This is a genomic window from Yoonia sp. (assembly GCF_965660735.1).
Lineage (GTDB): Bacteria > Pseudomonadota > Alphaproteobacteria > Rhodobacterales > Rhodobacteraceae > Yoonia.
Genome location: NZ_CBFIBD010000042.1, coordinates 1 through 24,775 on the forward strand (window position 1 = coordinate 1; position 24,775 = coordinate 24,775).

Genomic DNA, 24,775 nt, shown 5'->3' on the forward strand with positions numbered 1-24,775 from the left:
GCGGGATTTCGGCCGTGCGGGGGGATAAGAACGGTGAACTCATGTCATACCCTTAGAATTGCGCGCATCAGGCCCATCGCGGACAACGCCAATAGCAACATCACAGCAAATCGCCGGAATGTCGAAGGGGAAGCGGCCAAAAACTGCCGGCTGCCCAACATGACCCCGACCCAAAGGATCGGAAAGGCGAGCAGCAATCCGACGAAGGTTTCGCCGCTCACCAACCCGCCGCGCCACAGGATGGGAAAGCTCATGATGTCGATGCCTGTCAGGAACACGATCATCGTGGCGCGGAACACGTTGGTGGGAATGGGTTGCGCCGCCATTGATGCGGCAACTGGCAAGCCGCCAACGCCCGCCCCATTGGCCAGCCCCGCAACCACGCCAACCGCCAGATTGCCGCGTGTCGCGATACGTTGTTTCAGCGTCCAGCCCGACAACAGCAGCAGCGCCATGACGCCGACGATTGCCGAAATTGCCAGCCGTGCGTTGTCCACACCGATCGACATCATAACCGTCAGCGATACCGGCAGCGCCACGGCGGCCCCCGCCAGCAAGGTCAGTGCGCGCGGCCAGTCCACATGTGGGCGGATGGCGCGGGCCTGGAACGCTGTCATCGTGATTTCGCATGCAAAGATCACCGGTATCAGGGGCAGTGGGTTTGTCAGCAAGGCCGCGAAGGCAATAAAGATCGCCGAAAACCCGAAACCCGAATAGCCCCGGACAAAGGCGGCCCCCAGCAAAGCAAGTGCAAGGGCCGCCGCCGTGCCGGGGCCAAGATCGAATGGCAAATCTATTCTGCCGCCATGTCAGAGGCCGAAACACCGGCCACGCGCACGGGTTTCTTCATCGCATCGCGGCGGAAAGGTTCGCCCAGTTCCTGGTTCAGGATAACCTCGATCAGGGTCGTCTTGTTGTTTTCCATCTGATCCTTGATCGCCTGGTTCAGCAGCGCGGTCAGTTCGTCCATCGTGTGTGCCTGCACGCCGATCAGCCCGCAGGCCTTGGCGATCCCGGCATAGGATACTTTCATATCCAGTTCGGTGCCGACGAAGTTGTCGTCGAACCAAAGGGTCGAATTGCGCTTTTCCGCGCCCCACTGATAGTTGCGGAACACGATCTGCGTGATGGCGGGCCATTCTTCGCGGCCGATCGCGGTCAGTTCGTTTACCGCGATACCGAATGCGCCGTCACCGGCAAAGCCGATCACCGGCACGTCAGGCTGGCCGATCTTGGCACCCACGATGGACGGCAGGCCATAGCCGCAAGGACCGAACAGGCCCGGGGCCAGATACTTGCGGCCCGTGGGGAAGGACGGATAGGCGTTGCCGATGGCGCAGTTGTTGCCGATGTCGGACGAAATAATCGCGTTTTCCGGCATCGCCGACTGAATGGCGCGCCATGCCTGACGCGGCGAAAGCCAGTCGGGGCGCGCGGCGCGGGCGCGTTCATTCCAGCTGGTGCCGGGATCGTCCTGTTCGTGGTCAAGCGAGGACAGTTCCTGCGCCCATGCCGATTTGGTCTGTGCGATCAGCGCCTTGCGGTCGTCGCGGCCGGCGTCGCCTGCGTCATCGGACAGTTGGGATGCAATGCCCAGCGCGACCTTGGCTGCGTCACCGACGATGCCGACGGACACTTTCTTGGTCAGGCCGATCCGGTCGGGGTTGATATCGACCTGAATGACCTTTGCATTGGCCGGCCAATAGTCGATGCCATATCCCGGCAGGGTCGAAAACGGGTTCAACCGGGTGCCAAGCGCAAGCACGACATCGGCCTTGCTGATCAGCTCCATCCCCGCCTTGGACCCGTTATACCCCAGCGGTCCGGCAAACAGCGGATGGTTGCCGGGGAAGGCATCGTTGTGCTGATAGCCCACGCAGACAGGTGCATCCAGCCGTTCGGCCAGCACCTTGGATGCAGCGATCCCGCCTTCGGCCAGAACGACGCCGGCACCGTTCAGGATCACGGGGAATTTCGCCCCCGACAGCAGCTCGGCGGCCTTGGTGATGGATGTCTCACCGCCGGGGCTGACCTCGAATTCGACGGGTTCGGGAATTTCGATATCGATGATCTGGGTCCAGTAATCGCGGGGAATGTTGATCTGGGCGGGACCGGATAGACGTTTCGCCTTGGCGATGACGCGGGCCAGCACTTCTGCCATGCGGGACGGGTCGCGGACCTCTTCCTGATAGGCGACCATGTCTTCGAACAGTTTCATCTGTTCGACTTCCTGAAAGCCACCCTGACCGATGGTCTTGTTTGCCGCTTGCGGCGTGACAAGCAGCAGCGGCGTGTGGTTCCAATAGGCGGTTTTGACGGCGGTCACAAAGTTTGTGATGCCAGGGCCGTTCTGCGCGATCATCATCGACATCTCACCGGTGGCGCGGGTGTAGCCATCGGCCATCATCCCGGCGGATCCTTCGTGGGCGCAGTCCCAGAACATGATGCCAGCGGTCGGGAAGATGTCGGAAATCGGCATCATGGCAGACCCGATGATCCCGAAGGCATGTTTGATCCCATGCACTTGGAGCGTTTTGACAAAGGCTTCTTCGGTGGTCATTTTCATGTTGGGGTCCCCCTGTTGGATCAATGGATCACGCGGCCAAAAGACCCTGATCTGCTGGCGCTATGGTAGATTTTGTAATGGCTTTCGGTTAGGGCCAGTTGCCCTTGTGCGGTAAGGCCAGATCGTCTTGGTAATTGCGTATTCCGTCAGCGATCAGCGCAACACCCTGCGCAATGCGGTCTGACGGCAGCGATGAATAAGCAAGCCGGAAATAGGCGGTTGGCGGGTTCGGTCCGGCAAAGAACGGCGCGCCGGGTTCTATCAGCACCCCATTCTTGCGCAATTGCGCGGCCAGCACTGTCGTGTCGACCCCGCGAGGTGCGCGCAGCCAGACCGAAGAGCCGCCATATGTCCCCTGACCTGCGATGGTCAGCCCGTGATCGGACACGGCTTTGCGCATGACCTCGCGGCGTTCGTGATAGGCCTTGCTGGTGCGGCGCACCAGCGCATCGTAATGGCCCAGCGACAGAAAATAACTGGCGGTCCGCTGGATATGTCCGGGCGGATGACGCAGGACCGTTGCGCGCAGCGCGCGGGCCTCGCGGATGAACGGGGCGGGGCCAACCAGATAGCCCAGCCGCAAGCCCGGAAACAGCGATTTCGAGAATGATCCGACATAAATCACCCGCCCGTTCCGGTCCAGCGACTTGAGTGACGGTGTGGGTGATTTCATAAAGGACATTTCAAATTCATAGTCATCTTCGACAATAATGAAATCATCCTGTTCCGCCTTGTTCAGCAGTGCCTTGCGGCGGTTGATGGGCATCGTCGTTGTCGTGGGGCATTGGTGGCTGGGGGTGGTAAATACCACGTCCGTGTGGTCGGGCAGATCGTCGGGGGGCAGTCCGTCGGCATCCACCGCCACCGCGCCGAACTGGCAACGCGATTGCGTCAGGATCGTGCGCAGCGCGGGGTAACAAGGGTCTTCGATCGTGGCGTGGCGGCGGCTGTTCAGCAAAACCTGTGCGGCTAGCCACAGCGCGTTCTGTGCGCCCATTGTCACCAGTATTTCATCTGCGCGGGCCAGAATGCCCCGGCGGGGCAGGGCCTGACGCGCGATGAAATCGACCAGCATCGGGTCGTCGCCGTCAAAATAATCCGATGTCAGCGCTGCAAAATCGCGCATCCCCAGTGCCTGCAGGGCACAAAGCCGCCAGTTGGCGCTGTCGAACAGTGTCTTGTCAGCCTGCCCGTAGATAAAGGGATAGCGATAGCTGGCCCAATCGGCGGGCTTGTCGATGCTTAGCCCCGGCGTGAACCGTTGACCGATGGCGCGGGTCCAGTCCACTGTGCCGCTGTCGGCGCGCTGTGCAGGAAAAGCAGGTGGTTCGGGTGCGTTTTCCGACACGAAATACCCCGAGCGCCCCTGCGACATAAGATAATCATCGGCGACAAGCTCGGTATAGGCCAGCGTCACGGTGATCCGGCTGACCCCCAGATGCTGTGCCATCTTGCGCGATGAGGGCAGCCGCTCACCAGCCCTGAAACGCCCCGCCAGAATACCCTGTGCGACCATCTGTTGTATGCGCGATTGCAGCGTTCCCTCGCCTGCGGGATCAAGAAAGAAGGTTTCAACAGAAATCGACATGAACTGGCCTGATTGGTTGCATACACTGGCCTTATGAAATCAGCCTTGCACCCGGCGTGGCAAGCGCCGTTTTGTCAGATCAGCGCCTAAAGCCAGCCGCGATACCTGAAAAACAGACAGGGCAGGATGGCGGATAGCACCAAAAGCCCGCGCGCAATGGGATATTCCAATAGCCACAGCACTTCGGGAATATGCGTGAAATTCATCCCGGTGGCGGATGCAATCAGCGTCGGCGGCAGGAATGCCACCGCCGTCTTCGGCATTCGGCGCGCGCGCATCGCGTGTGCGGGGGTGATGAACCCGGAATGCGTCGAATATCCAACTGGAACGAGGTATCTTTACGGGACCGGGCGCAACGGCCCGGTCGCCGTCTTTCAGCCCAGCACCCGCGTAATCGCCTGATCCACGGCATCGGTGATCTGGTTCAGGTCGTCCTTGGTCGCGATCAGCGGCGGCGCGAACAACAGCGTGTTGTTATAGCCGGGCAATGACCGGTTGGTCGCGCCGATGATCACGCCCTGCGCCATACAGTCTGCGACAATGGCGGCCACCTGTTTTTCCGGCACCGGTTCCTTGGTATCGCGGTCGAGCACCAGTTCGGCCCCCGCGAACAGCCCCATGCCGCGCACATCGCCAATCCAGCGATGCTTGTCCATCAGGCCATGCAGGTTTTCCTTCAAATGCACACCCATGTCGGTGGAATTTTCCAGCAGGTTTTCCTCTTGCAGGATCAGCATGTTTTCGATGGCCGCCGCAGGACCTGCCGTGCAGCCGCCAAAGGTGGAAATATCACGAAAATAGCTCAGGTGATCGGTGTCGTCCTTGAACATCTCGAACACGGCATTCGTGGTGACGCAGCACGAAATCGCGGCATAGCCGGACGCCACGCCCTTGGCCATGGTCACGATGTCGGGCTGCACGCCGAATTGCTGATAGCCGAACCATGTTCCGGTGCGGCCCAGACCGCAAACAACCTCGTCGATATGCAGCAAGATGTTGTATTTGCGGCAAAGTTCCTGCACGCGGTCCCAATATCCCTTGGGGGGCACGATGATGCCGCCGCCTGCCGTGATCGGTTCAAGGCATAGCGACCCGATGGTGTCGGGGCCTTCGCGCAAGATCACATCCTCGATCGCCTGCGCGGCTTTGGCGGCGTATTCCTCGCCCACGGTGCCGTCCTGCGACCGGTATTCCAAACAATGCGGCACCTGCACGAAACCGGGGGTAAAGGGGCCATACTGGGCGCTGCGCTCTTCCTGACCACTGGCGGACAGGGCTGAAATCGTCGTGCCGTGATAATCGCGTTCGCGGAATAGGATCTTGCTTTTCTTGCCGCCATGATGCTTGTGGCTGATCTGGCGGACCATCTTGAAGCCCTTCTCGTTCGCTTCGGACCCCGAGTTGGCATAATAAACCCGGTCAAGCCCCGGCATCTTGTCGGTCAGCATTTCGGAAAACCGGGCACCTGGGATCGTGCCGGCCATGCCGCCAAAGAAACACATCTTGGTCAACTGGTCGGCCACGGCCTTGCTGATCCGTTCGCGGCCATAGCCCACGTTGACGGTCCAGACACCACCCGACACGCCGTCGATATGTTCCTTGCCCTTGATATCCCAGACCCGCAGGCCGCGCCCTTCGACGATGATGCGCGGGTCGATGGTTTCATAGGGTTTGTGCTGGGACAGATGGTGCCACACATGGGCGCGATCTGCCTCGACCACGTGATCGGTGTCGTTTGAAAAAGAATGCAGGTCCATGTCCGCTACTCCATCAGGCAAAGGAAAGGTGTCAGGTCGAATCCTATTCGCAGCCTGCCAATCTGTTGATCACATTGCCTGCACGATGGGCTAGTCCGATAGGGCCAGTATTGCGGGTTGAGTATGGCCAGATTCAGGGCGGATTGCATCCTATAGCGTGCTGATTACAGCTTAAACTATTGATTAATAATTGTTATCACTGGCGCCGCCTGCGCAAAGCATGGGCTTTTCGGCGGATTGCAATGAAACGGTTATCATTGACGCAGGGGCGGCAATTCTTTTCGTTTGGCCCCAGCGTGTCCGTTCGTGCGGTGCCGCCCTTGGGGGACGGGGCCGTCGCGCGGGGCACCCGGCCGTGGTTTTTTGCGCCTGAATAATGGTATCATGAAACTGAAAAACATGGTCAGCTAAAAAACAGAGACGGTGAAAACGCCGTTCATGAAGTCTGCCCTTTCGCGGGGTCACAACACGGGAGTAAATCGAATGAATATCAAGAATACACTGATGGGGGCCGTCGCCGGTTTCGCGCTGATGACAGGTGCGACGCAAGGTTTTGCCGCAGGGCATGGCGAGATTACGGTGGCCTATTTCCTCGAATGGCCGATGCCGTTCCAGTATGCCAAGGAAATGGGCACCTATGACGAAGAACTGGGCGTCAAGGTCAACTGGGTCAGCTTTGACACCGGCACCGCGATGTCTGCGGCGATGGCCTCGGGCGATGTGCAGATCGCCGTCAGCCAGGGTGTGCCGCCTTTCGTGATCGCGGCCAGCGCGGGGCAGGATCTGCAAGTGCTTGATGTGGCGGTCAGCTATGCCGACAACGACAACTGCGTTGTGGCCAGCATCCTTGAGATCGACAAGGATTCAGCGGGTGAACTGGCTGGCAAAAAGGCCGCCGTGCCGCTGGGAACGGCAGCGCATTATGGTTTCCTCAAGCAGATGGAACATTTTGGCGTGGACCCCGCCAGCATGGAAGTGGTCGACATGGCCCCGCCCGAAGGGGCTGCCGCACTGGCGCAGGGTTCTGTTGACATGATGTGCGGTTACGGCGGATCGCTGCGCACGGCGATGGAATATGGCAACGTCCTGCTGACCGGCGCCGAAAAGACGGAACTGGGCATTCTTGTGTTCGATGTGACATCGGCACCCGCGTCTTTCGTTGCGGAAAATCCCGATCTGGTGGCAAAATTCCTGGCCGTTACTGCGCAAGCGAATGCCGGCTGGAACGACGGCACAATGGTTGACGAAATGGTCCCTGTGATCGCGCAGGACAGCGGCATGGATGAACAGGCCGTGCGTGACTTCATGGCAACCTTTACCTTCCCCTCTGTCGAGGAACAGTTGAGCCAGAGCTGGCTGGGCGGCAACGCGGCGGGATTCATGCAGGGCGTCGCGCAGGTCTTTGTCGATGCAGGGTCGATCCCACGCGCGCTTGACAGCTATGAAGGCGCTGTGAACACAGGCCCGCTGCAAGCGGCTGCTGATATGTAACGATATGCTGGGCCGGTGCGCAGGCGCACCGGCCCAATCATTTTCAGATGGGCGCGGCACAGGCTTCGCCGCTTTGAAAATGATTGGGGGCAGGACATGTCAGCACTACAGATAGACAAACTCTCCATGCGGTTCGATTTGCCGAACGGGTCATCGGTGCAGGCGCTCAAGGATGTGTCGATTGACCTGAAAGCAGGTGAATTGTTGTCGGTGCTGGGGCCATCCGGTTGCGGCAAGACGACATTGCTGAACATCGTGGCGGGGTTTTTGGCCCCGACCGAAGGGCGGATCGTGCTGAACGGCAAGGCTGTTTACGGACCCGGCCCGGAACGTGGTATGGTGTTCCAGCAAGGTGCGCTGTTTGAATGGATGACGGTGCGTGAAAACGTCGGGTTCGGCCCGTCGATGAAAGGCACGCCCAAGGCCGAAAAGGCCAAGATCGTGGATCATCTGCTGGATGTGGTGGGTTTGCAGGACTTCAAGGAAAAGGCGGTTTACGAATTGTCGGGGGGCATGCAGCAGCGTGTGGCACTGGCGCGTTGTCTGGCGAATGAACCTGATGTGATCCTGATGGATGAACCGCTGGGCGCGCTGGATGCCCTGACGCGTGAAAAGATGCAGGGTCTGGTTCTGAAATTGTGGAAGGAAACCGGCAAGACGATCATCCTGATCACCCATTCGGTCGAAGAGGCGCTGTTGCTGGGTGAACGGCTGATCGTCATGGCGCCGCGCCCGGGGCGCATTCACAAGGAATATCGCCTGCCATTTGCCGAAATGGGCGTGGGGCAGGACCTGCGCGAGGTCAAGAAACATCCTGATTTCGGCAAAACCCGTGAAGAAATTCTGTCCATGATCTGGGACATGGAAGAGGAAATCATGGGCCGGACGGAGGACGCATAATGGAACTGCTTGGCGATCTTTGGGGTGAACTTTGGGCGGTTCTGATGACGCTGGTATCGGCGGCGCCCTATATCATCGGCTATGTGCTGCTGATCTTGCTGACGATGGTGATCTGGAGCGGGATCAAGCGGTTGCTGACGCCGAAACACGACTACAGTTCGCTGAAAACCGTGACCTTTGGTGATGAAAGTGCTGTGACGTCGAACACGGTCGCGTCGGTGGTGTCGGTGGTGCTGATCTTTGTGCTGTGGGGCGCGTTCACCGGATCCAAACTGTTGCCCGGTTTCCTGCATGCGCCGGGGCCGTTTACCGGCGAGGGTGCGTTTACCTATACCATCACCACGCCGGACGGGCAGTCAGATGACGCGACCGTCAGCGTTGTCGTGCATCCCACGGGCCAACCGGTCGATGCGCCAGAGATTGAGCCGGGCCAAGGGATCGCCAAGAACGATTCCATCGCCATCGCGGTCTATCGCAGCCAGCTTTTGCGGGTGGACAGCAATGATGACATGGGCCGCGATCAAGAGACATTCATCACGGCCGTGGACGGGCAGCCGATTGCCCCCGGTGGTGAGGTGCCGGTCGGTTTCGGTCGCGTCGCCATGTCTGACAAGGGCACGCTGAACATCATTCCCGCCACAGGGATGCAAATGGAACCGATCTGGTTGCCCGCCCCCGAGGCCGTCTGGACCCGCCTGGGCGAGATTGCGACGACAGGCTATCGTAATTCCACGCTGGCCGAACATCTGGGCTATTCGCTGTTCCGGGTCATTGTGGGGTTTGCGCTGGGGGCACTGGTTGGTATCCCGCTGGGCTATGCCATGGGCCTTTCGAACTGGTTTCGCGGCTGGTTCGACCCGATTGTCGAATTCATGCGCCCCGTGCCGCCGCTCGCGCTGATTCCGTTGGTGATCATCTGGGCGGGGATCGGTGAAACCGGCAAGATCATCCTGCTGTTCCTTGCGGCGTTGTGGATCATGGCGATTGCCGCGCGGTCCGGCGTGTCGGGCGTGCGCATATCCAAGGTGCATGCGGCCTACAGCCTTGGGGCGTCGAAATGGCAGATTATGCGCCATGTGATCATGCCTAATTCCCTGCCTGAAATCTTTACTGGGGCGCGCGTTGCCATGGGGGTGTGCTGGGGTACGGTCGTGGCCGCCGAACTGGTTGCAGCGGAAAAGGGTGCGGGTATGATGATCATGGTCGCATCCAAATTCCAAAGTACTGATATCGTGTTGATGGGGATCATCCTGATCGGGATCATCGGCTTTTCCATCGACATGCTGATGCGCTGGGCTGAACGCATCCTTGTGCCCTGGAAGGGCAAGGGCTGACCGGCCGAAAAAATTTGAAAACATGGCTTGACCTTCCTACGACTGGAACCCTTATGTGAGGTGCCAGAGCATAGGAAGGTTTTGGTATGTCTACGGCAGAGATCAGGTTCGGTATTGATGGTATGTCCTGCGCGGGCTGCGTCAGTCGGGCCGAAAAGGCGATAAAATCGGTATCGGGCGTTGAAGATGCGCAGGTCAATCTGGCCGATGCCTCGGCGCGGGTGCAGGTGGATGACGCCAAGGCGGCACAGGCTGTTGCCGGTGCGCTGAAGGCTGCGGGATATCCTGCCTTGCCCCGCAAGCTGCGTCTGGCGATCGAGGGGATGACCTGTGCGTCTTGCGTGAACAAGGTTGAAACGGCGCTCAGGGATGTGCCCGGCGTGCTGTCGGCGACAGTGAACCTTGCCGATGGCACAGCGACAGTCTCGACGTTGACAGATGTGGATGTCCTGCAAAGGGCCACTGCGGCGGTCGGCTATGAGGCCACCCTGCTGGATGCTGAAGAACGGACAGACAACCGGCAAGCGGCCGAGGCGCAGGCGTATTTCCGGCACTTTCTGCTGGCTGCAGTGCTGACCCTGCCGGTGTTCGTGATGGAAATGGGCGGGCATGTCTTTCCCGCCGTGCATCATTTCATTGCAGGCACGATCGGCATGACGACGAGCTGGGTGATTCAGTTCGTGCTGACGACCATCGTGCTGGCGGTGCCCGGGCGAGGGTTCTATGCCAAGGGGTTGCCGGCGCTGGCCCGTATGGCGCCGGATATGAATTCACTGGTGGTTTTGGGCACCAGCGCCGCGTGGGCGTTCTCCACCGTTGCGTTGTTCGCGCCGGGGCTGTTGCCCGAAGGCACCCGCGCCGTCTATTTCGAGGCAGCAGCGGTGATCGTTACCCTGATCCTTCTGGGCCGCTGGCTTGAGGCGCGGGCAAAGGGCCAGACCGGGGCCGCCATCAAGCGGCTGATCGGGCTGCGCCCCGCAACAGCGACGGTGTTGCGCGACGGAGCCGAGGTGGAAACCCCGATTTCCGAGGTCAAACGCGGCGATATCCTGTTGGTGCGCCCCGGTGAACGTATCGCCACCGATGGTGTGATCCGTGATGGCACGTCGTTCGTCGATGAAAGCATGATCACCGGCGAACCCGTGCCGGTGGAAAAGACCAAGGGCGATATGCTGACCGGTGGCACGGTCAACGGCAATGGCGCATTACAGATGCGCGCAACGGCGGTGGGGGCCGATACGATGCTGGCGCGCATCATCGCTATGATCGAGGACGCACAAGGCGCCCGCCTGCCTGTGCAGGATCTGGTCAACCGAATTACGGCGTGGTTCGTGCCTGCCATCATGGCGATTGCCACACTTACGGTGCTGGTCTGGCTGGTGATCGGCCCGTCGCCCGTGCTGTCTCATGCGTTGGTGGCGGGGGTGTCGGTGCTGATCATTGCATGTCCTTGCGCCATGGGGCTGGCCACGCCCACATCCATCATGGTGGGCACAGGGCGCGCGGCCGATCTGGGCGTGCTGTTCCGGCAAGGGGACGCCTTGCAGGCCCTGCAAGCCGTTGATGTCGTGGCCTTTGACAAGACCGGCACCCTGACACTGGGAAAACCTGTTCTGACCGATGTCATCGCGCTGGATGGGGACCATGATGCGCTGCTGCGCGACGTTGCCGCTGTCGAGGCCCTGTCGGAACACCCGCTGGCGCATGCGATCGTGTCGGCGGCAACGCGGCCCTTGCCGCAGGTATCGGGCTTTGCGGCGGTGACGGGGCATGGGCTGACGGGCGATGTGGACGGACGCCGTGTGCTGGTGGGTGCGGCGCGGTTGCTGGAAAAGGAGGGGGTCGATCGGGCACCACTGTCCGAACAGGCCGCCGCGCTGTCGCAGGATGGCAAGACTGCGATCATGGTCGCGGTTGATGGCAAACCGGCCGGTGTCATCGCCGTGGCCGATCAGGCCCGCCCCACCGCCAAGGCGACGGTGGCCGCGCTGACGGCGCGTGGATTGCGGGTGGTGATGATCACCGGCGATGCTGCGCGCACGGGGGATGCGATTGGTGCCGAACTGGGCGTGTCGGACGTGATTGCCGATGTCCTGCCCGCAGGCAAGGTCGATGCGATCCGCGCATTACAGGCGGACGGATCCAAGGTGGCCTTTGTCGGTGACGGGATCAACGATGCGCCTGCACTTGCAGCGGCGGATGTTGGCGTTGCAATTGGCACCGGCACGGATGTCGCGGTGGAAAGCGCCGATGTGGTGCTGATGTCGGGCGACCCGGTCGGTGTGCTGAACGGGATCACGGTCAGCCGTGCAACCATGCGGAATATCCGCGAAAACCTGGTCTGGGCCTTTGGCTACAACGTGCTGTTGGTGCCGGTTGCGGCCGGTGTGCTGTATCCTGTCTGGGGGGTATTGTTGTCCCCTGCATTGGCGGCAGGGGCGATGGCGCTGTCCAGTGTGCTGGTGGTCACGAACGCGCTGCGCCTGCGCTGGGTGAAAGGAACAATATCATGAATATCGGGCAGGTTGCCGAACAGACGGGGCTGCCGGCGAAAACGATCCGCTATTACGAAGACATTGGTCTGGTGACCCCCAAACGCGAGGCGAACGGCTATCGCGTGTTTACCCAGACGGATGCGCATAAACTGGCCTTTCTGGCGCGTGCGCGGGCACTTGGCTTTTCGATCGAGGATTGCCGCAACCTGCTTGCCCTTTGGGAGGACCGCAGCCGCGAGAGTGCCGATGTGCGGGCCATTGCCAAGCAACATCTGGCCGAGATCGAAGAAAAGATCACGGGGCTGACCGCAATGCGTGATACGCTGGCCGAACTGGTGCGGGAATGTGCGGGTGACAACCGCCCCGATTGTCCCATCCTCAAGGGGTTGGAAGGACGCGCGTGATTGGCTTTCAGTCGGCCGACTGACCTGTGCGCGCTTTGCTGATGCGCTGTATTTGTCTGAAAAATGCTAACATTGTATAGTGAAATGAACTGAAAGGAGGCGAAGATGGGTATCGAAAGCATTCTGGCCATTTTGTTCGTCGGGGCCGTTGCCGGCTGGCTGGCAGGGCAGATCATGAAGGGGGCCGGGTTTGGCTTGCTGGGCAATATCGTTGTGGGGATCGTCGGGGCCTTTGCCGCAGGACTGATTTTTCCCGTTATCGGACTGGGTTTCGGAGGCGGACTTTTTGCGTCGATCATTCATGCGACGTTGGGGGCGGTCATCGTTTTATTCCTGATCCGATTGGTCAAACGTGTCTGAGCCGTCTCGACTTTAACGCGTGCAGCAGTTCGCAGATTTCCCGTGGCGGTCGCCGAATGTGCAAAAAAGCATGGCGACGGTAACGGCTCTTTAACCTCGATGTCATTCAAGTGGTCTTGTGTGAACGATCCGGTATCGGCGGGCACGATGTCAGAGGAGGTTGGACGATGCGTGTGGTCTTGTTGGGAAGTGTTTTCTTGATCAGCGTCTGGTCGCATGTGTCGCTGGCGCAGCCTGTGGCGGATCCGGTTGCGACGGCGCAAGCCAGTGGTGTGTGCGCGCCTTTCGGGGTGGCCGCGGCCGCCATCGCCGCCGATGGCACGATCCGCGCCACCTGCAACGAAGATGCGACGGCATTTGTGCCGTTGATCGGGGCGCTTGCCCCGGTGCTGGGCGCTGGTGCGGGGCTGGCGCTTGCCGCGGTCGTATCGGCGGGAAATGCAACGCCGGATACACAGTAGCCCCCGTTCAACAGGCGGGATAGCCCATTGCGATCAATCGGGCGCCACTGACCCGATGAATGCGACCAATCTGGTGTCGGGCATCGCGCAGGAACCAATCGCGCAGTTGTGGGGTGTAGTGCCGGGCCATGACGTTCGACCAGTGTTCGAATTGTTGATGCTGCAAAGGTCTGCCATTCCGGCTGGGTCCGTGAAAGCCAAAGGTGGTGTGCGGACTGACACAAAGATCATCTGCCCCCAGATACAGCGTGCAGGACGAAAAGCAGATGCGCCCACGCAATTCGACCCGCCTGTTCCGGGCGTTCAACTGCGCGACCTCGATCACGCGCGCGCCGATCAACCCGCCCCTGTCATTGCCGATGACAACGGTCTGTCCGTGCGCCGGACCGGTGGCAAGCCCGACGGACAGGCCAACGACAAGATATCGCAAATACCGCACCCACCGTGCGCCCTTCCAGTCTGAAACTGACATCTTACATCCTGACCATCCCATCACGGCACCAAGGAACGGGCGCTGATTTAAGAATTGGTTGAACGAACAATTCGATCAGAAATCCTGTCAATTTTTCGCTTTTGCAGGGTCCGCAGGCCTGTGGCGAAAAGGTTAACAGAATTCTGCGTAATAGACTGAAATAATGATGAAAATATCGTTTTCCAACATCTGAAATTAATCACTCATTAACCCTGATCAAACAGAATCACAAAAGGAAGGGCGCGGCTGATGCGCCTGCGTGAACCTGATTTTGGATGGGTGCAAACGATGTTTGATTTTCAAGACATGATCGCTGATCCGCCCCAAACAGATATTGTTCCCGGTTCTCTGGGCGGTGACAGGCGCGTGGTTCGTGCCGGCGCGAAACGGGCATTTGACGTGGTGATTGCGATCGTGCTTTTGCTGCCGCTGTCGGTGTTTGCGCTGGCGTTCTGCGCGCTAAATCCTTTTTTCAACCGGGGACCGCTTTTGTTTCGCCAGGATCGCATGGGGTATCAATGTAGGCCTTTTGTGGCCCTCAAATTTCGCACCATGACGACGCCGACACACAGTTCGCGGGGTGCCTTTGATACGCTGGAAACGGACAGGATCACACCGTTGGGCCGGTTCATGCGCAAGACCCGCATTGACGAATTGCCGCAAATCTTCAACGTTCTGCGCGGCCAGATGAGCTTGATTGGCCCGCGCCCCGACAGTCTTGATCACGCCCGGATATATCTGCGCGTGGTGCCGGGGTATCACGCGCGGCATCAGGTCGTGCCGGGCATCAGCGGATTTGCCCAGACTGAAATCGGCTATGTCGACGGGTTGGAGGGTGTCCACCGCAAGGTTGCGGCCGACCTGCATTATATCGGCCACGCGACGCTTGCGTTTGATTTGTGGATCGCATGGCGGACACTGGTCGTTATTATTGCGCAGCGGGGCCGCTGAACCGCACCGGTGCAGGACGACCGGGGACCGTGCGGTGCACTAAGCGGTCTGAAAGACTGGGCGTTGTATCCACATTCTTCAACCAGAGAGTGGAGAATCCGATGCCCGATCCCTTTGAATCCGATTACGTCAACCTGACCTCGCCTGCCGTGACGCATTATGCTGTTGTCCCCTCGGATGGGGCCGACCTGCCGGTCCGGCCACGCGCGCTTTTTGTCCGTGTTGGCGGCACGGCTGTCCTGCAGGACAAGGATGGCACGGTGATCAGCTATGATCTGTCTGCTGGCGCGGTGCTGAGTATGCGACCGGTTCGGGTTCTTGCCACCGGAACGACGGCCCAGCTTGTCGCGTGGTACTAAGATGATTGGGTTAGAGCTTACCCCTGGTCAACGGCAGGGCGGGTCCCCGCTGCCACTGGCGGAATTCTTTGTGTCGGGTAACGGAGCGTCGGTTGCGCTCGCGGCGGGGCCGGGTGGCGGGCTGTCTGCCTGGACCGAGATCGCGCCCGGTGTCGCGGCCTGTTTGCGGCTTGATAATGCCAACCCCGGCACCCGCCTGTCGTGGCGCGAGACACTGATCGCCCGGTTGCGCAATATCTATCCGGTGCGTGATCTGACGCTGACGGGCAGTTGGTCGCAGTTGCAGTCGTCCGGTTCCGGTTTGTCCGGCAGCTATACGGGCAACCGCGCAATCAGCACGGCCGCCACGACCGCGCAGGCCACTGTCGTGGTTGACCGCGCTGCACCCTATGATCTTTGGGTGCATTATACGGGGCGCATCAGCGGGGCCTATTGCCGGGTGGAAATTGACGGGACGCAGGCGCTGGTCAATGAAATCGGCGATCCGGCGGGACTGGGATACAAGGCGTTTTCCACGCACAGCCCGACAGATCTGGATCGTCGGCGTTCTGTCAAGGTGGCCAGCGGATTGACCGGCAGCCATGACGTGACGCTAAAACATGGCGGGGCGGCCACCCCCGGCGGCACGACCCTGATGATCGAGGCGGTGGCGATTACCGGGGCCTTGTCAGATGCGCGCATCCTGCCGCCCATGTGGCAGGCCGGCCAGCCCTATACCCAGGGCGACGAGGTGCAACATGCCGGTGTTTTCTATGCCGCCCGCGCCACGGGGACCAGCGGGCAGACCCCGCCGGGGCATACCGCTGGTATCGGGTCGGATGGCGCGCTGGACTGGCGCGCGGATACCCGTGCGACATATCCCCGTTTTGTCAGTTTGGATTACGTGTCTGAACGCGAGTATGCCGCCCGCTGTGTGGTCGCGGGTGCGGCCACTGAAATCGGCGGCCAGACCCATGGCAACGAAGCCTTGCAAAGCCGTAGCGTCACGCTTGATGGCGTGCCGTTCGTTCCACTGACCAATGGCACCGGGCTGCGTGTGGGGGCGCATATTGCGATCAACGAGACGACGCTATGGCAGACCGGCACGGGGCCGCTTGCTGCTTGCACTTTGAACCGTCAGGTCACGCCGGGGCGCGTCGCCCATGATGTAACGGTCACGGGCACCGGTCCCGCTGCGGCGGTGGATTGGCTTTATGTCGGGATGGCGCCGATGGTCCGCTGGGACGGCGAAGCGGGAAACTCTGTGGTGAATACGGTTGCTGTTGGGGACACCGACCCGCTGTCACTTGTCGGATTTGCGGGGCAAAACCCGCCGAATGTGACTTATCCGGCGTCAAATCGCATTGGCATTTCAGGTACGTTCGAGGGGATGCCCCTGCGCTATGGGCTGATTGCGGGGGCTTTGCCCGGAATTGACAGTGCGATTAACCAATTCGACACCTTTTTGCGGCCAAATCTGGAGGCCGCCAGTGAAGGCGGCAATCTGGACTGGAAGGCCAAAGCGTATGTTGCTGCTGGCGCGCCTGATGGGTTGACGTTTGGTGCCGGTGACGTGCTGGGTTTTTTCAGTCGCCATGTTTTCGGGGCGATGTAACGACGCCTCATTTTCGCCTCTGCATTTGTAGGTGCAGGGGGACAGACCGGGTTTTGGGCAGGATGCGGGGCGCGTATGCGGGCATGGGCACTGATATGGGCAGTGGCGGTTTTCTGGCCGCTGGCGCTGATCGCCCAAGGGGTGCCGCTGCGCTATAACACATATGGCGCGCCCGGTCTGATCGACATGCCTGCCGCCAGCTCTGCACCGGATGCAGAACTGGCATTTTCTGTGTCGCGCTTTGCCGGGCAGACCCGCAGCACCCTGACGTTTCAGGCCAGTCCGCGCCTGTCGGTCAGTGTGCGTTATGCCAAACTTGATCGCGTTCTGGGCCAGGGCGGCGTGTTCTACGACGCCATTCTTGATCGCAGTCTGGCGCTACATTACCGGCTTTGGGATGAGACAGAGCTGCACCCCGGCGTGGCTGTCGGCGTCGCCGATTTCATTGGAACGGGAATCTACAGCGGCGAATATCTGGTGGCGACCAAGGCGGTGCATCCCGACGTCGCAGTGACGCTGGGGCTTGGCTGGGGGCGGTTCGCGGGCGTTGGCGGGTTTGCCAATCCATTGGGGCCAGGTTTCGCCGCACGGCCTGATCGGGACTTTGGACAAGGTGGCATGGTCACGCGCAATGCCTTTTTTCGCGGAGATGCGGCCTTTTTTGGCGGCGTCCACTGGCAGCCCGCACCGGCATTTGGCGTGACTTTGGAATATTCGTCAGATGCCTACCCCTATGAGAACGGAACGGCATTTGACCGCAACACGCCCGTGAACCTGGGGTTGATCTATACACCCCGGCCCGGTCTGCACCTGGCAGCGCAGTATCTTTATGGGTCAGTGCTTGGGGTGCAGGTGACTTATGCGCTGAACCCGACGCGCCCGCCACATGGCAGCGGGTATGCCCGCGGACCCGTCGTTGTGTCACCTGCCGCGTCGCTGCGCCGTGCGTTGCAGGCAGAGGGACTGGTGCTGACCGGCTATCGACGGCTGGAAAACCGGGTCGATATCGTGGTGCAAAACAACCGTCATGCTGCCAGCGCGCAGGCCGTGGGCCGGGCCGCCCGGGTGTTGGCACAGATCGCCCCGCCAGAGGTAACAACCTTTTCGGTAGCCTTGGAACAGGCCGGTTTGCGCGGGCCGGCAGTGGCCCTGCAACGTCGTGATCTGGCCGCGCTGGAATTTGCTGTGCAGGGGACGGATCTGATCGGCCAGCGTGCGCTGATGGTGGCAACAGGGGCCAGCTTTGAAAACCGCTTTCCCGTTCTTGACTGGACGATGCGCCCTTATATCACGCCTGCGATCTTTGATCCTGACGATCCGTTGCGGGCTGATCTGGGGGGCGCGCTGGATCTGGAATGGCAGCTTGCCCCGGGTCTGACCGCCAGCGGAACGGTGCAGCAGAGGATCGCTGGCACGCTGGATCAGGCGTCGCGCAGGTCCAATTCCGTGCTGCCCCATGTGCGCAGCGATTTTGCGCTTTATCAACGCGAAGGGGATGGCGATATCGTCGATTTTGCCCTGCATTGGTATACGCAACCGCACCCCGAAATCACGACACGCCTGTCGGCGGGTTTGTTCGAAACGATGTATGGCGGCCTGTCGGCCGAGATGCTCTGGCGGCCCGACGGCGGTGATCTTGCACTGGGGATCGAGGTGAACAGGCTGCAACAGCGCGCCTATGATGGCGGCTTTGGGTTTCGCGACTATGCCGTGACCAGCGGTCATGCCTCGGTCTATTGGCAAGGTGACGCTGGCTATGCGGTGCAACTGGATGCAGGGCGCTATCTGGCTGGCGATTGGGGTGCCACGCTGACGCTGACGCGGCAGTTTCGCAACGGCTGGTCGCTGGGGGCCTTTGCCACCCTGACGGATGTGCCCTTTGACATCTTTGGCGAAGGATCTTTCGACAAGGGCCTTATTTTGCGCGTGCCATTGTCGTGGGCCAGTGGGCGACCCCGGCGCGATCAGCTGTCCACAACCTTGCGGCCGGTCACCCGTGACGGGGGCGCACGGGTGCAGATCGACGGGCGGCTATACACGCTGACAGCACCGCTTGGTGCCCGTGCGATCAGCGACAGTTGGGGGGCGTTCTTACGATGAGGTGGCTTGTTGCTCTTTTTGTTCTTGCGGCCTGCGCCGCCCCAGTTGACCCTGCAAAACTCCGGGCGCAATTGACCCCCGATCAAGTCCAGCGACTGGGGGTGCCGCTGATTTTCATCAGCGCACCGCGCATCGATGTCGCCGCAACGCTGATCCCCGTCCGCCAAAACGGGGGCGTGCGTATCTGGCAGGCAAGGGACGGGGCACAGGTTGCCATGCGGAACGGGTTGATAACGGCAACGCATGGGATGGGCCACGACCTGATGGCTGCCGATCTGAACGGTGTTGCGTCGGCCTTGGCGGGTGGGCCTTCGCAATACGTCCGGCAATTTGCCCATTTAGAGGGTGATCTGCACATTTCGATCGCGACGTATCGCTGTCGGATGTCAGACCGGCACACCGCGGTGCAGCCCCACCAAGGGCGACCGGTCCGCGTCTTTCGCGAAGATTGCCAAGGCCCGAACAATTTTGAAAACATCTACTACATCGGTCCGGGGGGCACGGTCTGGTGGTCGCGTCAATGGGTTTCGGCCCGTGTCGGCGCGTTGGAAATAGAAACGGTCAAACCCTAATTCTGGTAATACGGCTGGCCATGGCCGGCGAAATATGCACTACCCTGTCGTGGCACCCTGCGACCATCCACCTGCCCAAGAACCAGTCCGCTGATCGGGGCATTCACACGGTCCAGCGCGTCGCGCCCTGCCAGCACCAGATGTCGCGGTGTCTTGTTCCAGCACACGGTATAAAGCACCGCATCGGCATGTTGTGCCAGCAGCAATGCATCGGGGACCGGCAGGACCGGTGGCGCATCCAACAGGATATGATCATAGTTTTGACGCAGCTGCGCCAATAGCGCGCCAAATGCAGGTTTGGCGAAAAGATCGGCAGGATTGTCCGACGTCTGGCCCGCCACCAAAATATCCAGCGCAAGCAGAGGGTCACGAAACACGGCGTCCGCAAAAGGACTGTCGCCGGCCAGGACGGCAGCCAGCCCGGCCTGCGGAGCGTGTTTGAAATACGCGGCAAAATTTCGATGGCGCATATCGGCTTCGATCAGCAACACCGATTTGCCCAGCCCAGCAAGGTTTTGTGCCAGCGCGATCGCATGTGTCGTCGTGCCTTCTCCGGGGATGCTTGAAGTGCACAAGACGGTCTGCGGAACCCGCCCCCGGTCGGCCAGCAAGAGCGCCGTGCGCAAGCCCCGCACCGCTTCGGCTGCGGCAGAATTGGGTTTTTCAAGCAGGTAAACCGGCAAAAGCGCCCTGTGACGCCGCATGATGCGCGGGATCTGCGCCATTACCGGCAGGCCGGTTGCTTTGGCCAACGCTGTGGCATCGGCAAAGCCGTTGCGCAAACTGGCCTGCAGGGAAACAAGCAAGACCCCCGCCAGTGTCCCAAGCAATGCGACGGCGGCAAGGATCAGCACCTTGCGCGGCGCCACGTAACTGCCGGGGCTGGCCATGGCCAGAACGCGACTGTCGGGGTTTTGCAAGCCGCGCTGGATGCTGATTTCCTGCAAGCGCCCCAGAAAGGTTTCATAGATCACGCGTGTCGCGTCTGCTTCGCGGCGCAGTTGTTGGAGACGCACCAGCCCGGCAGAATGGTCCGCCAGTCGCTGGTTCAGGTCGGCCTGATACACCGAAAGTGCGGCGACCTGATTGGCATGGTGGTCAACCGCCGCCAACAGCCTGCTGCGTGCCGGTTGGTTGGCGTCCGCAGCGACTGTTTGCGGGGTCGTGTCGCGCTGTAATGCGGCCTGTGCCTTGACCAGATCGGCCTGTGCATCCCCCAGCCGTCTTGCCGTTTCAGACACCTGACGGCTCAGCGTGTCGAAAGCGGTGTCATCCTGCACCTGTGCCTGTGCAATCAGATCGTTGACGGCGGTTTCCTGCGCCTCAAGCTGATGTTGCAGATCAGCGACCTTATCGGAGAGCCAGGTTGCGGCTGTTTCGGCGTCCGCGCGCTTGCCCGCCACTTGGTCGGCCAGATAGATTTGGGCCAGGGTATTCGCGATCAGTGCTGATTTCGCCGGCGACCCTGTCTGCGCCGTCACACGAAAAACGTAGCTGTCACGCTGTGCGCCAGCTGTGATTGCATCGCGCAGGTTTTGCGCGGTTTTGTCCAGAACGGCAGCGGGGCCCGGGATCACGTCAACCTGGCCGGTCAGAAAATTTCGCAACCTGTTACGCAACCCGGTGACCGATAGTGGTGCGACTGGCGTCAGGTAGCGGTTGAATTCCGGATCCTGTATCAGGCCGAGTGTTTCCACAACCTGCACCATCAGGTGTTTTGACTGCAGGATGGCCACTTGTGTATTGATATGGGCTGGGTCCGTTCCACGCCCCGCCAGCGCCTGACCCGGGTCCATGACAGGCACAGCGGGGGTGCCGATTTCAAGTGTGGTCGTTGCGGCATAGCGCGGTTGTGCCACCCCGAATGCGTAGTACCCCCCCGCCAGAACCGCCAGAACCATGCAGGCCGTGATGATGTATTTTCCACGCCAGATAGTGCGCGCCATCCCGATCAGGTCCAGCGGCGCAATCGGCTGTATTTGCACTGCCGGCAGATTTTGAACCCCTGCCGTGCCGTCTTTAATCAGTTTTGCCATATTGCCTGCCGACTTGCCCATGCAGGCAGTCAACCATGCAGAAGTTAACCGAAAATTAATTCTGTTGAACGACAGATAAATCGACATGCAACTTGGTTAACCCCGGTTAGGGAAGGAAAAGAATGACAATGACGGCAATGCGCATGTCACGTCTGATCCGGGGGGTTGCGGGCCCGACGCTCTTGCTGCGGGTGGGCGTCGTCGGCGTGAATTTTCTGGTCATGCTGGGTCTGGCCTGGTGGTTGGGGTTGTCGGAATTTGGTGACCTGATGGTGCATTGGGGAATGGCGATGGTGGCAAGCACGGTCTTGTCCCTTGGCGCGCCCTTGCTGATCTTGCGGGTGATGGCGGATGGATCGGGGGTGCAGGTGTCGGGTCTGCTCCGGCTGGTTGTGGTGTTTCCGGTTCTGCTGTCGGTGGTCGCGGCGGGCATCCTGCCCAGTGTCGCGCCGGATGTGGAATGGGGCGCTGTCATTCTGACCGGCCTGGCGGTGAACGCGCTAAGCTGTCTTGCCAGCGTCATGCGGGCGCTGGGCAGTGTGCAGTTGTCCATGGCCTTGCGTGATGGCGTGCCGCAAGTGGCATTGGGGCTGGCTGGCTGCCTGGGTGCAGGTGCGTCCGGCGTCCTGTTTGTCGCCTCGGGGATCATGGCGGTGGTCGCGCTGGCGGTGTTGCGGCGTTGCCGGGCGGACCCCGCGTTGCGGTGCTGTCTGCGATCAGATGGCGACGCAGGGCAGATACGCATCGGGCTTTGGGCCAATACGGTGCTGGGCATGGTGACGGCCCAAGTCGATATCATTCTTGGTGGCACGTTCCTGTCCGCTGACCAGATCGGGCTCTATGCGTTGGTGCGCCGGATCGCAAATCTGGTGGCCCTGCCTGTGAGTGTCGCGACTTGGGTCAGTGCCGGACCGATCTCGGCGGCCCATGGGGCGGGCGACAGGGCGGCGCTGCGTGCGGCCAGTGCGGTAGCCAGTCGGGTTGCGGTCGTGCCAGGCGGGGGGTTGTTTCTGGCTGCAATGCTGATCCTGCCGTTCTGGCCCATGCCGGAGGGTGCGATGCTCTTGGTGGCTGTCCTGCTTGTCGGGGCGTTCGTGCAGGTGGTGCTGGCATCGGGATACACGGTTGCTACGCTTTGCGGGCTGGAACGGTTTGCGTTGGGCGCGCGGTTGATCAGCCTTGGGCTATATCTGGTGTGTGTTTCGGGCACCGGACTGGCCACGTCGGCAACAGGCAATGCGCTGGCTTATCTGGCGGGGATCACCGGCGGCGGCGCGCTGCTGTGGTGGGTGTTATGGCAGCGATTACAGATCGATACATCTGCAATGGCGTTGTGTCCGCAATCGTGGGGGCGCAGATGGAGGCTGCCCTGATCATCGCGCTGGGCCTGGTCTGCGCGGCGGTGCCGTTCGCCATGGGGCAACGATACGGGTTGGTCCGGCTTGTCTCGCCGATGCATCTGCTGGCTTGGTTCTGCCTTTTCGGCTTTACCATCAAGGCGGTGGTCTATGCCGCTGCGCCGCAAATGGCGTTCTACAAACGGTTCATAGACAATCCCTGGGGCGATCTGCTGGGCGCGCTTTACCTGTCGTCGTACATTCTGCTGATGTGTCTGGGGTATCGGCTGGCCTGCGGGCCCGTTCGCCGCGCCGACAATATCGCCGCTGCGCGCATGTTGGCCTGTGGGCTGACACGGCGCTGGGCGCTGTTCGGGCTGGCGTTCGGGGTTGCGGCGGTGACGGCGTCGATGATCCTGCGCGCGCGGGGTGCCGTTCTGAATTTCGACCTGCTGGCAGGGGTGAATACCGCCAAGCAGATCAATGTGGGGGACAATGGCGTGGGCAGCACCCTGGCCGGGCTGAAGACGCTGTTCATCGTGCCGAAATTTGCCTTTGTCCTGCTGCTGGCGCATGGCATCGCGGCCCGTTCACGGACAGCGCAGGTGCAAGCGGGGGCGCTAGGCATCCTGCTGTTGGGGATCGCGCTGATCTCGGGCGACCGGTTCGAATTGATCGAGATGCTTATTTTCGCACTGGCCGTCTTTGCTATTCTGGGTGGCAAGGTCAGCTTGCGCGCGGGGTTTCTTCTGATCTGTGCGGGGGCCGTGGTCGTGGGACTATCCGTTTACATGACCGAACTGCGGATGGGACAGCAGGGCGGACTTGCGCTGCTGGCCGAACAGATGGTCGGATCGACCTATTTTCTGGATATCAATGCGGCGATCATGATCACCGACCGGATGGATGCCGGGCAGATGATGCTGGGCGAAAGTTATTTCTGGTGGCTGTTCGGGTGGGTGCCCCGCGCGATCTGGGTTGATAAACCCGCCGTCGATCTTGGTGTGTTTTTCAAGCGCGACCTGATGCAGATCTTTACCGGTGGCGGTTTCAATGTCACCGGCCCCGGCGAGGCCTATATCAACTTTGGCTGGGGCGGGGTCTGGGTCGGCTTTGCGCTGGGCTGGGTTTACCGCAAGGGCGAAACGGGGCTGCAGTCTGTTCCTGGCACGCTCCGCCACGGCACATTCCTGCTTTATCCGATGCTGTTCTATCCCTTTGTGCAGGCCACGCTGCAATCGTCGTTCAGTGCCTTCATCGTGCTTGCTGTCGCACAGTTCCTGATGATCGCAGCGATGATTGCGGTCTTTGTGCCGCGCTACGCCATCAGGGGCGGCGCTGCCCCGCAAGAAAGGAGCAGGTTTCATGTTGCTTAGACCCGTTTATTGGGGGGTGCGGATCGGCGGGGTGGTCTGGCGCAGGACTGGCCTGCTGGTTTCGAGCCTGCTGCATCGAGCGGTCCTGGCCAGGGTCGGGGCGGGGTGCCGGTTTCAGCCAGGTGTGCGCTTTGCAGACCCCAGCGTCGTTCAGATCGGCAGCGGTTGCTATTTCTGGCGCGGTTGCGCTGTTTCGTCTGAACTGCCCGGCGGCGGTTTGCTGATCGGGGATGGGGTGCAGATCAACCGCGATGTGCATCTCGACATCACGGGCGGTTTGAAAATCGGTAATCGCGTGCTGATCTCGGAAGAGGCGGTCATCTATACCCATGATCACGGGCTTGATCCACGCGGGCGGCCTGTCGCGCGGCCCAAGGTTATCGCAGCGGATGTCTGGATCGGGATGCGTGCGGTCGTTCTGCCGCAGTGCGGCCGGATCGGGCAGGGCGCTGTAATCGCCGCCGGCGCCATCGTGACGCGGGACGTGCCAGCGGGTGCCATCGTGGGCGGCAATCCGGCGCGGGTGCTGGGCCGCACAGGCCGGCACGGACAGGTGGCGGCATGAATATTCTGCATGTCTGCCCCAGCTTCTATCCCGCGACCGCATGGGGGGGGCCGGTTT

Annotated in this window: 22 protein-coding genes; 15 read left to right on the forward strand and 7 right to left on the reverse strand. The window is 60.9% G+C overall.

Features of this window, described 5'->3' with window-relative positions; genetic code table 11:
• Nucleotides 1-44: 44 nt before the first annotated feature.
• From ACTG4B_RS13190 to ACTG4B_RS13210, 5 genes are all read right to left on the reverse strand, one after another.
• On the reverse strand, nt 45-797 hold the full coding sequence (locus tag ACTG4B_RS13190; RefSeq protein ID WP_439156186.1) for a sulfite exporter TauE/SafE family protein: 753 nt from the start codon (nt 795-797) through the stop codon (nt 45-47).
• A complete protein-coding gene (gene xsc / locus ACTG4B_RS13195) occupies nt 794-2,566 on the reverse strand; it encodes a sulfoacetaldehyde acetyltransferase (RefSeq protein WP_439156166.1) in 1,773 nt (590 codons plus the stop codon). The genes ACTG4B_RS13190 and xsc overlap by 4 nt, the downstream gene beginning before the upstream one ends.
• Nucleotides 2,567-2,654: 88 nt before the next feature.
• On the reverse strand, nt 2,655-4,154 hold the full coding sequence (locus ACTG4B_RS13200) for a PLP-dependent aminotransferase family protein (protein ID WP_439156167.1): 1,500 nt from the start codon (nt 4,152-4,154) through the stop codon (nt 2,655-2,657).
• An 86-nt stretch (nt 4,155-4,240) separates the two neighbouring features.
• On the reverse strand, nt 4,241-4,417 hold the full coding sequence (locus tag ACTG4B_RS13205) for a CorA family divalent cation transporter (RefSeq protein WP_439156168.1): 177 nt from the start codon (nt 4,415-4,417) through the stop codon (nt 4,241-4,243).
• 111 nt (nt 4,418-4,528) lie between these two features.
• Nucleotides 4,529-5,911, reverse strand: a complete 1,383-nt coding sequence (locus tag ACTG4B_RS13210) for an aminotransferase family protein (protein WP_439156169.1) — start codon at nt 5,909-5,911, stop codon at nt 4,529-4,531.
• Between the two features lie 483 nt (nt 5,912-6,394).
• On the opposite strand from ACTG4B_RS13210, the gene ACTG4B_RS13215 reads away from it, so the two are divergent.
• The 7 genes from ACTG4B_RS13215 to ACTG4B_RS13245 all read left to right on the forward strand — a co-directional run bounded on the left by ACTG4B_RS13215 (nt 6,395) and on the right by ACTG4B_RS13245 (nt 13,356).
• Entirely contained in the window at nt 6,395-7,402 is a 1,008-nt protein-coding gene (locus ACTG4B_RS13215) for a taurine ABC transporter substrate-binding protein (RefSeq protein WP_439156170.1), read from the forward strand.
• A 96-nt stretch (nt 7,403-7,498) separates the two neighbouring features.
• A complete protein-coding gene (locus ACTG4B_RS13220) occupies nt 7,499-8,302 on the forward strand; it encodes a taurine ABC transporter ATP-binding protein (protein WP_439156171.1) in 804 nt (267 codons plus the stop codon).
• Between the two features lie 104 nt (nt 8,303-8,406).
• A complete protein-coding gene (locus tag ACTG4B_RS13225) occupies nt 8,407-9,636 on the forward strand; it encodes an ABC transporter permease (protein ID WP_439156187.1) in 1,230 nt (409 codons plus the stop codon).
• Nucleotides 9,637-9,722: 86 nt separating this feature from the next.
• Nucleotides 9,723-12,149 (forward strand): heavy metal translocating P-type ATPase, encoded by a 2,427-nt coding sequence (locus ACTG4B_RS13230; protein WP_439156172.1) that lies wholly within the window; start codon nt 9,723-9,725, stop codon nt 12,147-12,149.
• The gene (gene cueR / locus ACTG4B_RS13235) at nt 12,146-12,535 is read left to right on the forward strand and encodes a Cu(I)-responsive transcriptional regulator (RefSeq protein ID WP_439156173.1); all 390 of its coding nucleotides are present in this window, start codon (nt 12,146-12,148) and stop codon (nt 12,533-12,535) included. The genes ACTG4B_RS13230 and cueR overlap by 4 nt, the downstream gene beginning before the upstream one ends.
• 105 nt (nt 12,536-12,640) lie before the next feature.
• Entirely contained in the window at nt 12,641-12,895 is a 255-nt protein-coding gene (locus ACTG4B_RS13240) for a GlsB/YeaQ/YmgE family stress response membrane protein (protein WP_439156174.1), read from the forward strand.
• 167 nt (nt 12,896-13,062) lie between these two features.
• Nucleotides 13,063-13,356, forward strand: a complete 294-nt coding sequence (locus tag ACTG4B_RS13245; protein WP_439156175.1) for a hypothetical protein — start codon at nt 13,063-13,065, stop codon at nt 13,354-13,356.
• 7 nt (nt 13,357-13,363) lie between these two features.
• Here ACTG4B_RS13245 and ACTG4B_RS13250 read toward each other — a convergent pair whose 3' ends face one another.
• Complete coding sequence (locus ACTG4B_RS13250; protein ID WP_439156176.1) at nt 13,364-13,828, reverse strand: hypothetical protein; 465 nt, start codon at nt 13,826-13,828, stop codon at nt 13,364-13,366.
• Nucleotides 13,829-14,116: 288 nt separating this feature from the next.
• On the opposite strand from ACTG4B_RS13250, the gene ACTG4B_RS13255 reads away from it, so the two are divergent.
• The 5 genes from ACTG4B_RS13255 to ACTG4B_RS13275 all read left to right on the forward strand — a co-directional run bounded on the left by ACTG4B_RS13255 (nt 14,117) and on the right by ACTG4B_RS13275 (nt 19,404).
• On the forward strand, nt 14,117-14,779 hold the full coding sequence (locus tag ACTG4B_RS13255; RefSeq protein WP_439156177.1) for a sugar transferase: 663 nt from the start codon (nt 14,117-14,119) through the stop codon (nt 14,777-14,779).
• A gap of 101 nt (nt 14,780-14,880) precedes the next feature.
• Nucleotides 14,881-15,138 carry a spike base protein, RCAP_Rcc01079 family gene (locus tag ACTG4B_RS13260; RefSeq protein ID WP_439156178.1) on the forward strand — a complete coding sequence of 86 codons (258 nt, stop codon included), beginning with the start codon at nt 14,881-14,883 and terminating at the stop codon, nt 15,136-15,138.
• Nucleotides 15,122-16,732 carry a hypothetical protein gene (locus ACTG4B_RS13265; protein WP_439156179.1) on the forward strand — a complete coding sequence of 537 codons (1,611 nt, stop codon included), beginning with the start codon at nt 15,122-15,124 and terminating at the stop codon, nt 16,730-16,732. The genes ACTG4B_RS13260 and ACTG4B_RS13265 overlap by 17 nt, the downstream gene beginning before the upstream one ends.
• 75 nt (nt 16,733-16,807) lie before the next feature.
• Entirely contained in the window at nt 16,808-18,832 is a 2,025-nt protein-coding gene (locus ACTG4B_RS13270; RefSeq protein WP_439156180.1) for a YjbH domain-containing protein, read from the forward strand.
• A complete protein-coding gene (locus ACTG4B_RS13275) occupies nt 18,829-19,404 on the forward strand; it encodes a YjbF family lipoprotein (protein WP_439156181.1) in 576 nt (191 codons plus the stop codon). Before ACTG4B_RS13270 ends, ACTG4B_RS13275 begins: the two co-directional genes overlap by 4 nt.
• Here the strand turns inward: ACTG4B_RS13275 and ACTG4B_RS13280 are convergent.
• Nucleotides 19,401-21,440 carry a GumC family protein gene (locus ACTG4B_RS13280; protein WP_439156182.1) on the reverse strand — a complete coding sequence of 680 codons (2,040 nt, stop codon included), beginning with the start codon at nt 21,438-21,440 and terminating at the stop codon, nt 19,401-19,403. The genes ACTG4B_RS13275 and ACTG4B_RS13280 overlap by 4 nt on opposite strands.
• Before the next feature lie 122 nt (nt 21,441-21,562).
• Here ACTG4B_RS13280 and ACTG4B_RS13285 point away from each other — a divergent pair, with 122 nt between their 5' ends.
• The 3 genes from ACTG4B_RS13285 to ACTG4B_RS13295 are packed head-to-tail and all read left to right on the forward strand — an operon-like array spanning nt 21,563 to nt 24,718.
• A complete protein-coding gene (locus ACTG4B_RS13285; RefSeq protein WP_439156183.1) occupies nt 21,563-22,813 on the forward strand; it encodes a lipopolysaccharide biosynthesis protein in 1,251 nt (416 codons plus the stop codon).
• Nucleotides 22,735-24,153: an O-antigen polymerase gene (locus ACTG4B_RS13290; RefSeq protein ID WP_439156184.1), complete on the forward strand. Its 1,419-nt coding sequence runs from the start codon at nt 22,735-22,737 to the stop codon at nt 24,151-24,153. The genes ACTG4B_RS13285 and ACTG4B_RS13290 overlap by 79 nt, the downstream gene beginning before the upstream one ends.
• Nucleotides 24,143-24,718: an acyltransferase gene (locus tag ACTG4B_RS13295; protein WP_439156185.1), complete on the forward strand. Its 576-nt coding sequence runs from the start codon at nt 24,143-24,145 to the stop codon at nt 24,716-24,718. Before ACTG4B_RS13290 ends, ACTG4B_RS13295 begins: the two co-directional genes overlap by 11 nt.
• Nucleotides 24,719-24,775: the final 57 nt, after the last annotated feature.

What these genes read in the sequence shown, in the direction of transcription:
- xsc (WP_439156166.1), bottom strand. Translation starts at nt 2,566, where the DNA reads ATGAAAATGACCACCGAAGAAGCCTTTGTCAAAACGCTCCAAGTGCAT.
- ACTG4B_RS13200 (WP_439156167.1), bottom strand. Translation starts at nt 4,154, where the DNA reads ATGTCGATTTCTGTTGAAACCTTCTTTCTTGATCCCGCAGGCGAGGGA.
- ACTG4B_RS13205 (WP_439156168.1), bottom strand. Translation starts at nt 4,417, where the DNA reads ATGCCGAAGACGGCGGTGGCATTCCTGCCGCCGACGCTGATTGCATCC.
- ACTG4B_RS13210 (WP_439156169.1), bottom strand. Translation starts at nt 5,911, where the DNA reads ATGGACCTGCATTCTTTTTCAAACGACACCGATCACGTGGTCGAGGCA.
- ACTG4B_RS13215 (WP_439156170.1), top strand. Translation starts at nt 6,395, where the DNA reads ATGAATATCAAGAATACACTGATGGGGGCCGTCGCCGGTTTCGCGCTG.
- ACTG4B_RS13220 (WP_439156171.1), top strand. Translation starts at nt 7,499, where the DNA reads ATGTCAGCACTACAGATAGACAAACTCTCCATGCGGTTCGATTTGCCG.
- ACTG4B_RS13225 (WP_439156187.1), top strand. Translation starts at nt 8,407, where the DNA reads ATGGTGATCTGGAGCGGGATCAAGCGGTTGCTGACGCCGAAACACGAC.
- ACTG4B_RS13230 (WP_439156172.1), top strand. Translation starts at nt 9,723, where the DNA reads ATGTCTACGGCAGAGATCAGGTTCGGTATTGATGGTATGTCCTGCGCG.
- cueR (WP_439156173.1), top strand. Translation starts at nt 12,146, where the DNA reads ATGAATATCGGGCAGGTTGCCGAACAGACGGGGCTGCCGGCGAAAACG.
- ACTG4B_RS13240 (WP_439156174.1), top strand. Translation starts at nt 12,641, where the DNA reads ATGGGTATCGAAAGCATTCTGGCCATTTTGTTCGTCGGGGCCGTTGCC.
- ACTG4B_RS13245 (WP_439156175.1), top strand. Translation starts at nt 13,063, where the DNA reads ATGCGTGTGGTCTTGTTGGGAAGTGTTTTCTTGATCAGCGTCTGGTCG.
- ACTG4B_RS13250 (WP_439156176.1), bottom strand. Translation starts at nt 13,828, where the DNA reads ATGTCAGTTTCAGACTGGAAGGGCGCACGGTGGGTGCGGTATTTGCGA.
- ACTG4B_RS13255 (WP_439156177.1), top strand. Translation starts at nt 14,117, where the DNA reads ATGTTTGATTTTCAAGACATGATCGCTGATCCGCCCCAAACAGATATT.
- ACTG4B_RS13260 (WP_439156178.1), top strand. Translation starts at nt 14,881, where the DNA reads ATGCCCGATCCCTTTGAATCCGATTACGTCAACCTGACCTCGCCTGCC.
- ACTG4B_RS13270 (WP_439156180.1), top strand. Translation starts at nt 16,808, where the DNA reads ATGCGGGCATGGGCACTGATATGGGCAGTGGCGGTTTTCTGGCCGCTG.
- ACTG4B_RS13275 (WP_439156181.1), top strand. Translation starts at nt 18,829, where the DNA reads ATGAGGTGGCTTGTTGCTCTTTTTGTTCTTGCGGCCTGCGCCGCCCCA.
- ACTG4B_RS13280 (WP_439156182.1), bottom strand. Translation starts at nt 21,440, where the DNA reads ATGGCAAAACTGATTAAAGACGGCACGGCAGGGGTTCAAAATCTGCCG.
- ACTG4B_RS13285 (WP_439156183.1), top strand. Translation starts at nt 21,563, where the DNA reads ATGACAATGACGGCAATGCGCATGTCACGTCTGATCCGGGGGGTTGCG.
- ACTG4B_RS13290 (WP_439156184.1), top strand. Translation starts at nt 22,735, where the DNA reads ATGGCAGCGATTACAGATCGATACATCTGCAATGGCGTTGTGTCCGCA.
- ACTG4B_RS13295 (WP_439156185.1), top strand. Translation starts at nt 24,143, where the DNA reads ATGTTGCTTAGACCCGTTTATTGGGGGGTGCGGATCGGCGGGGTGGTC.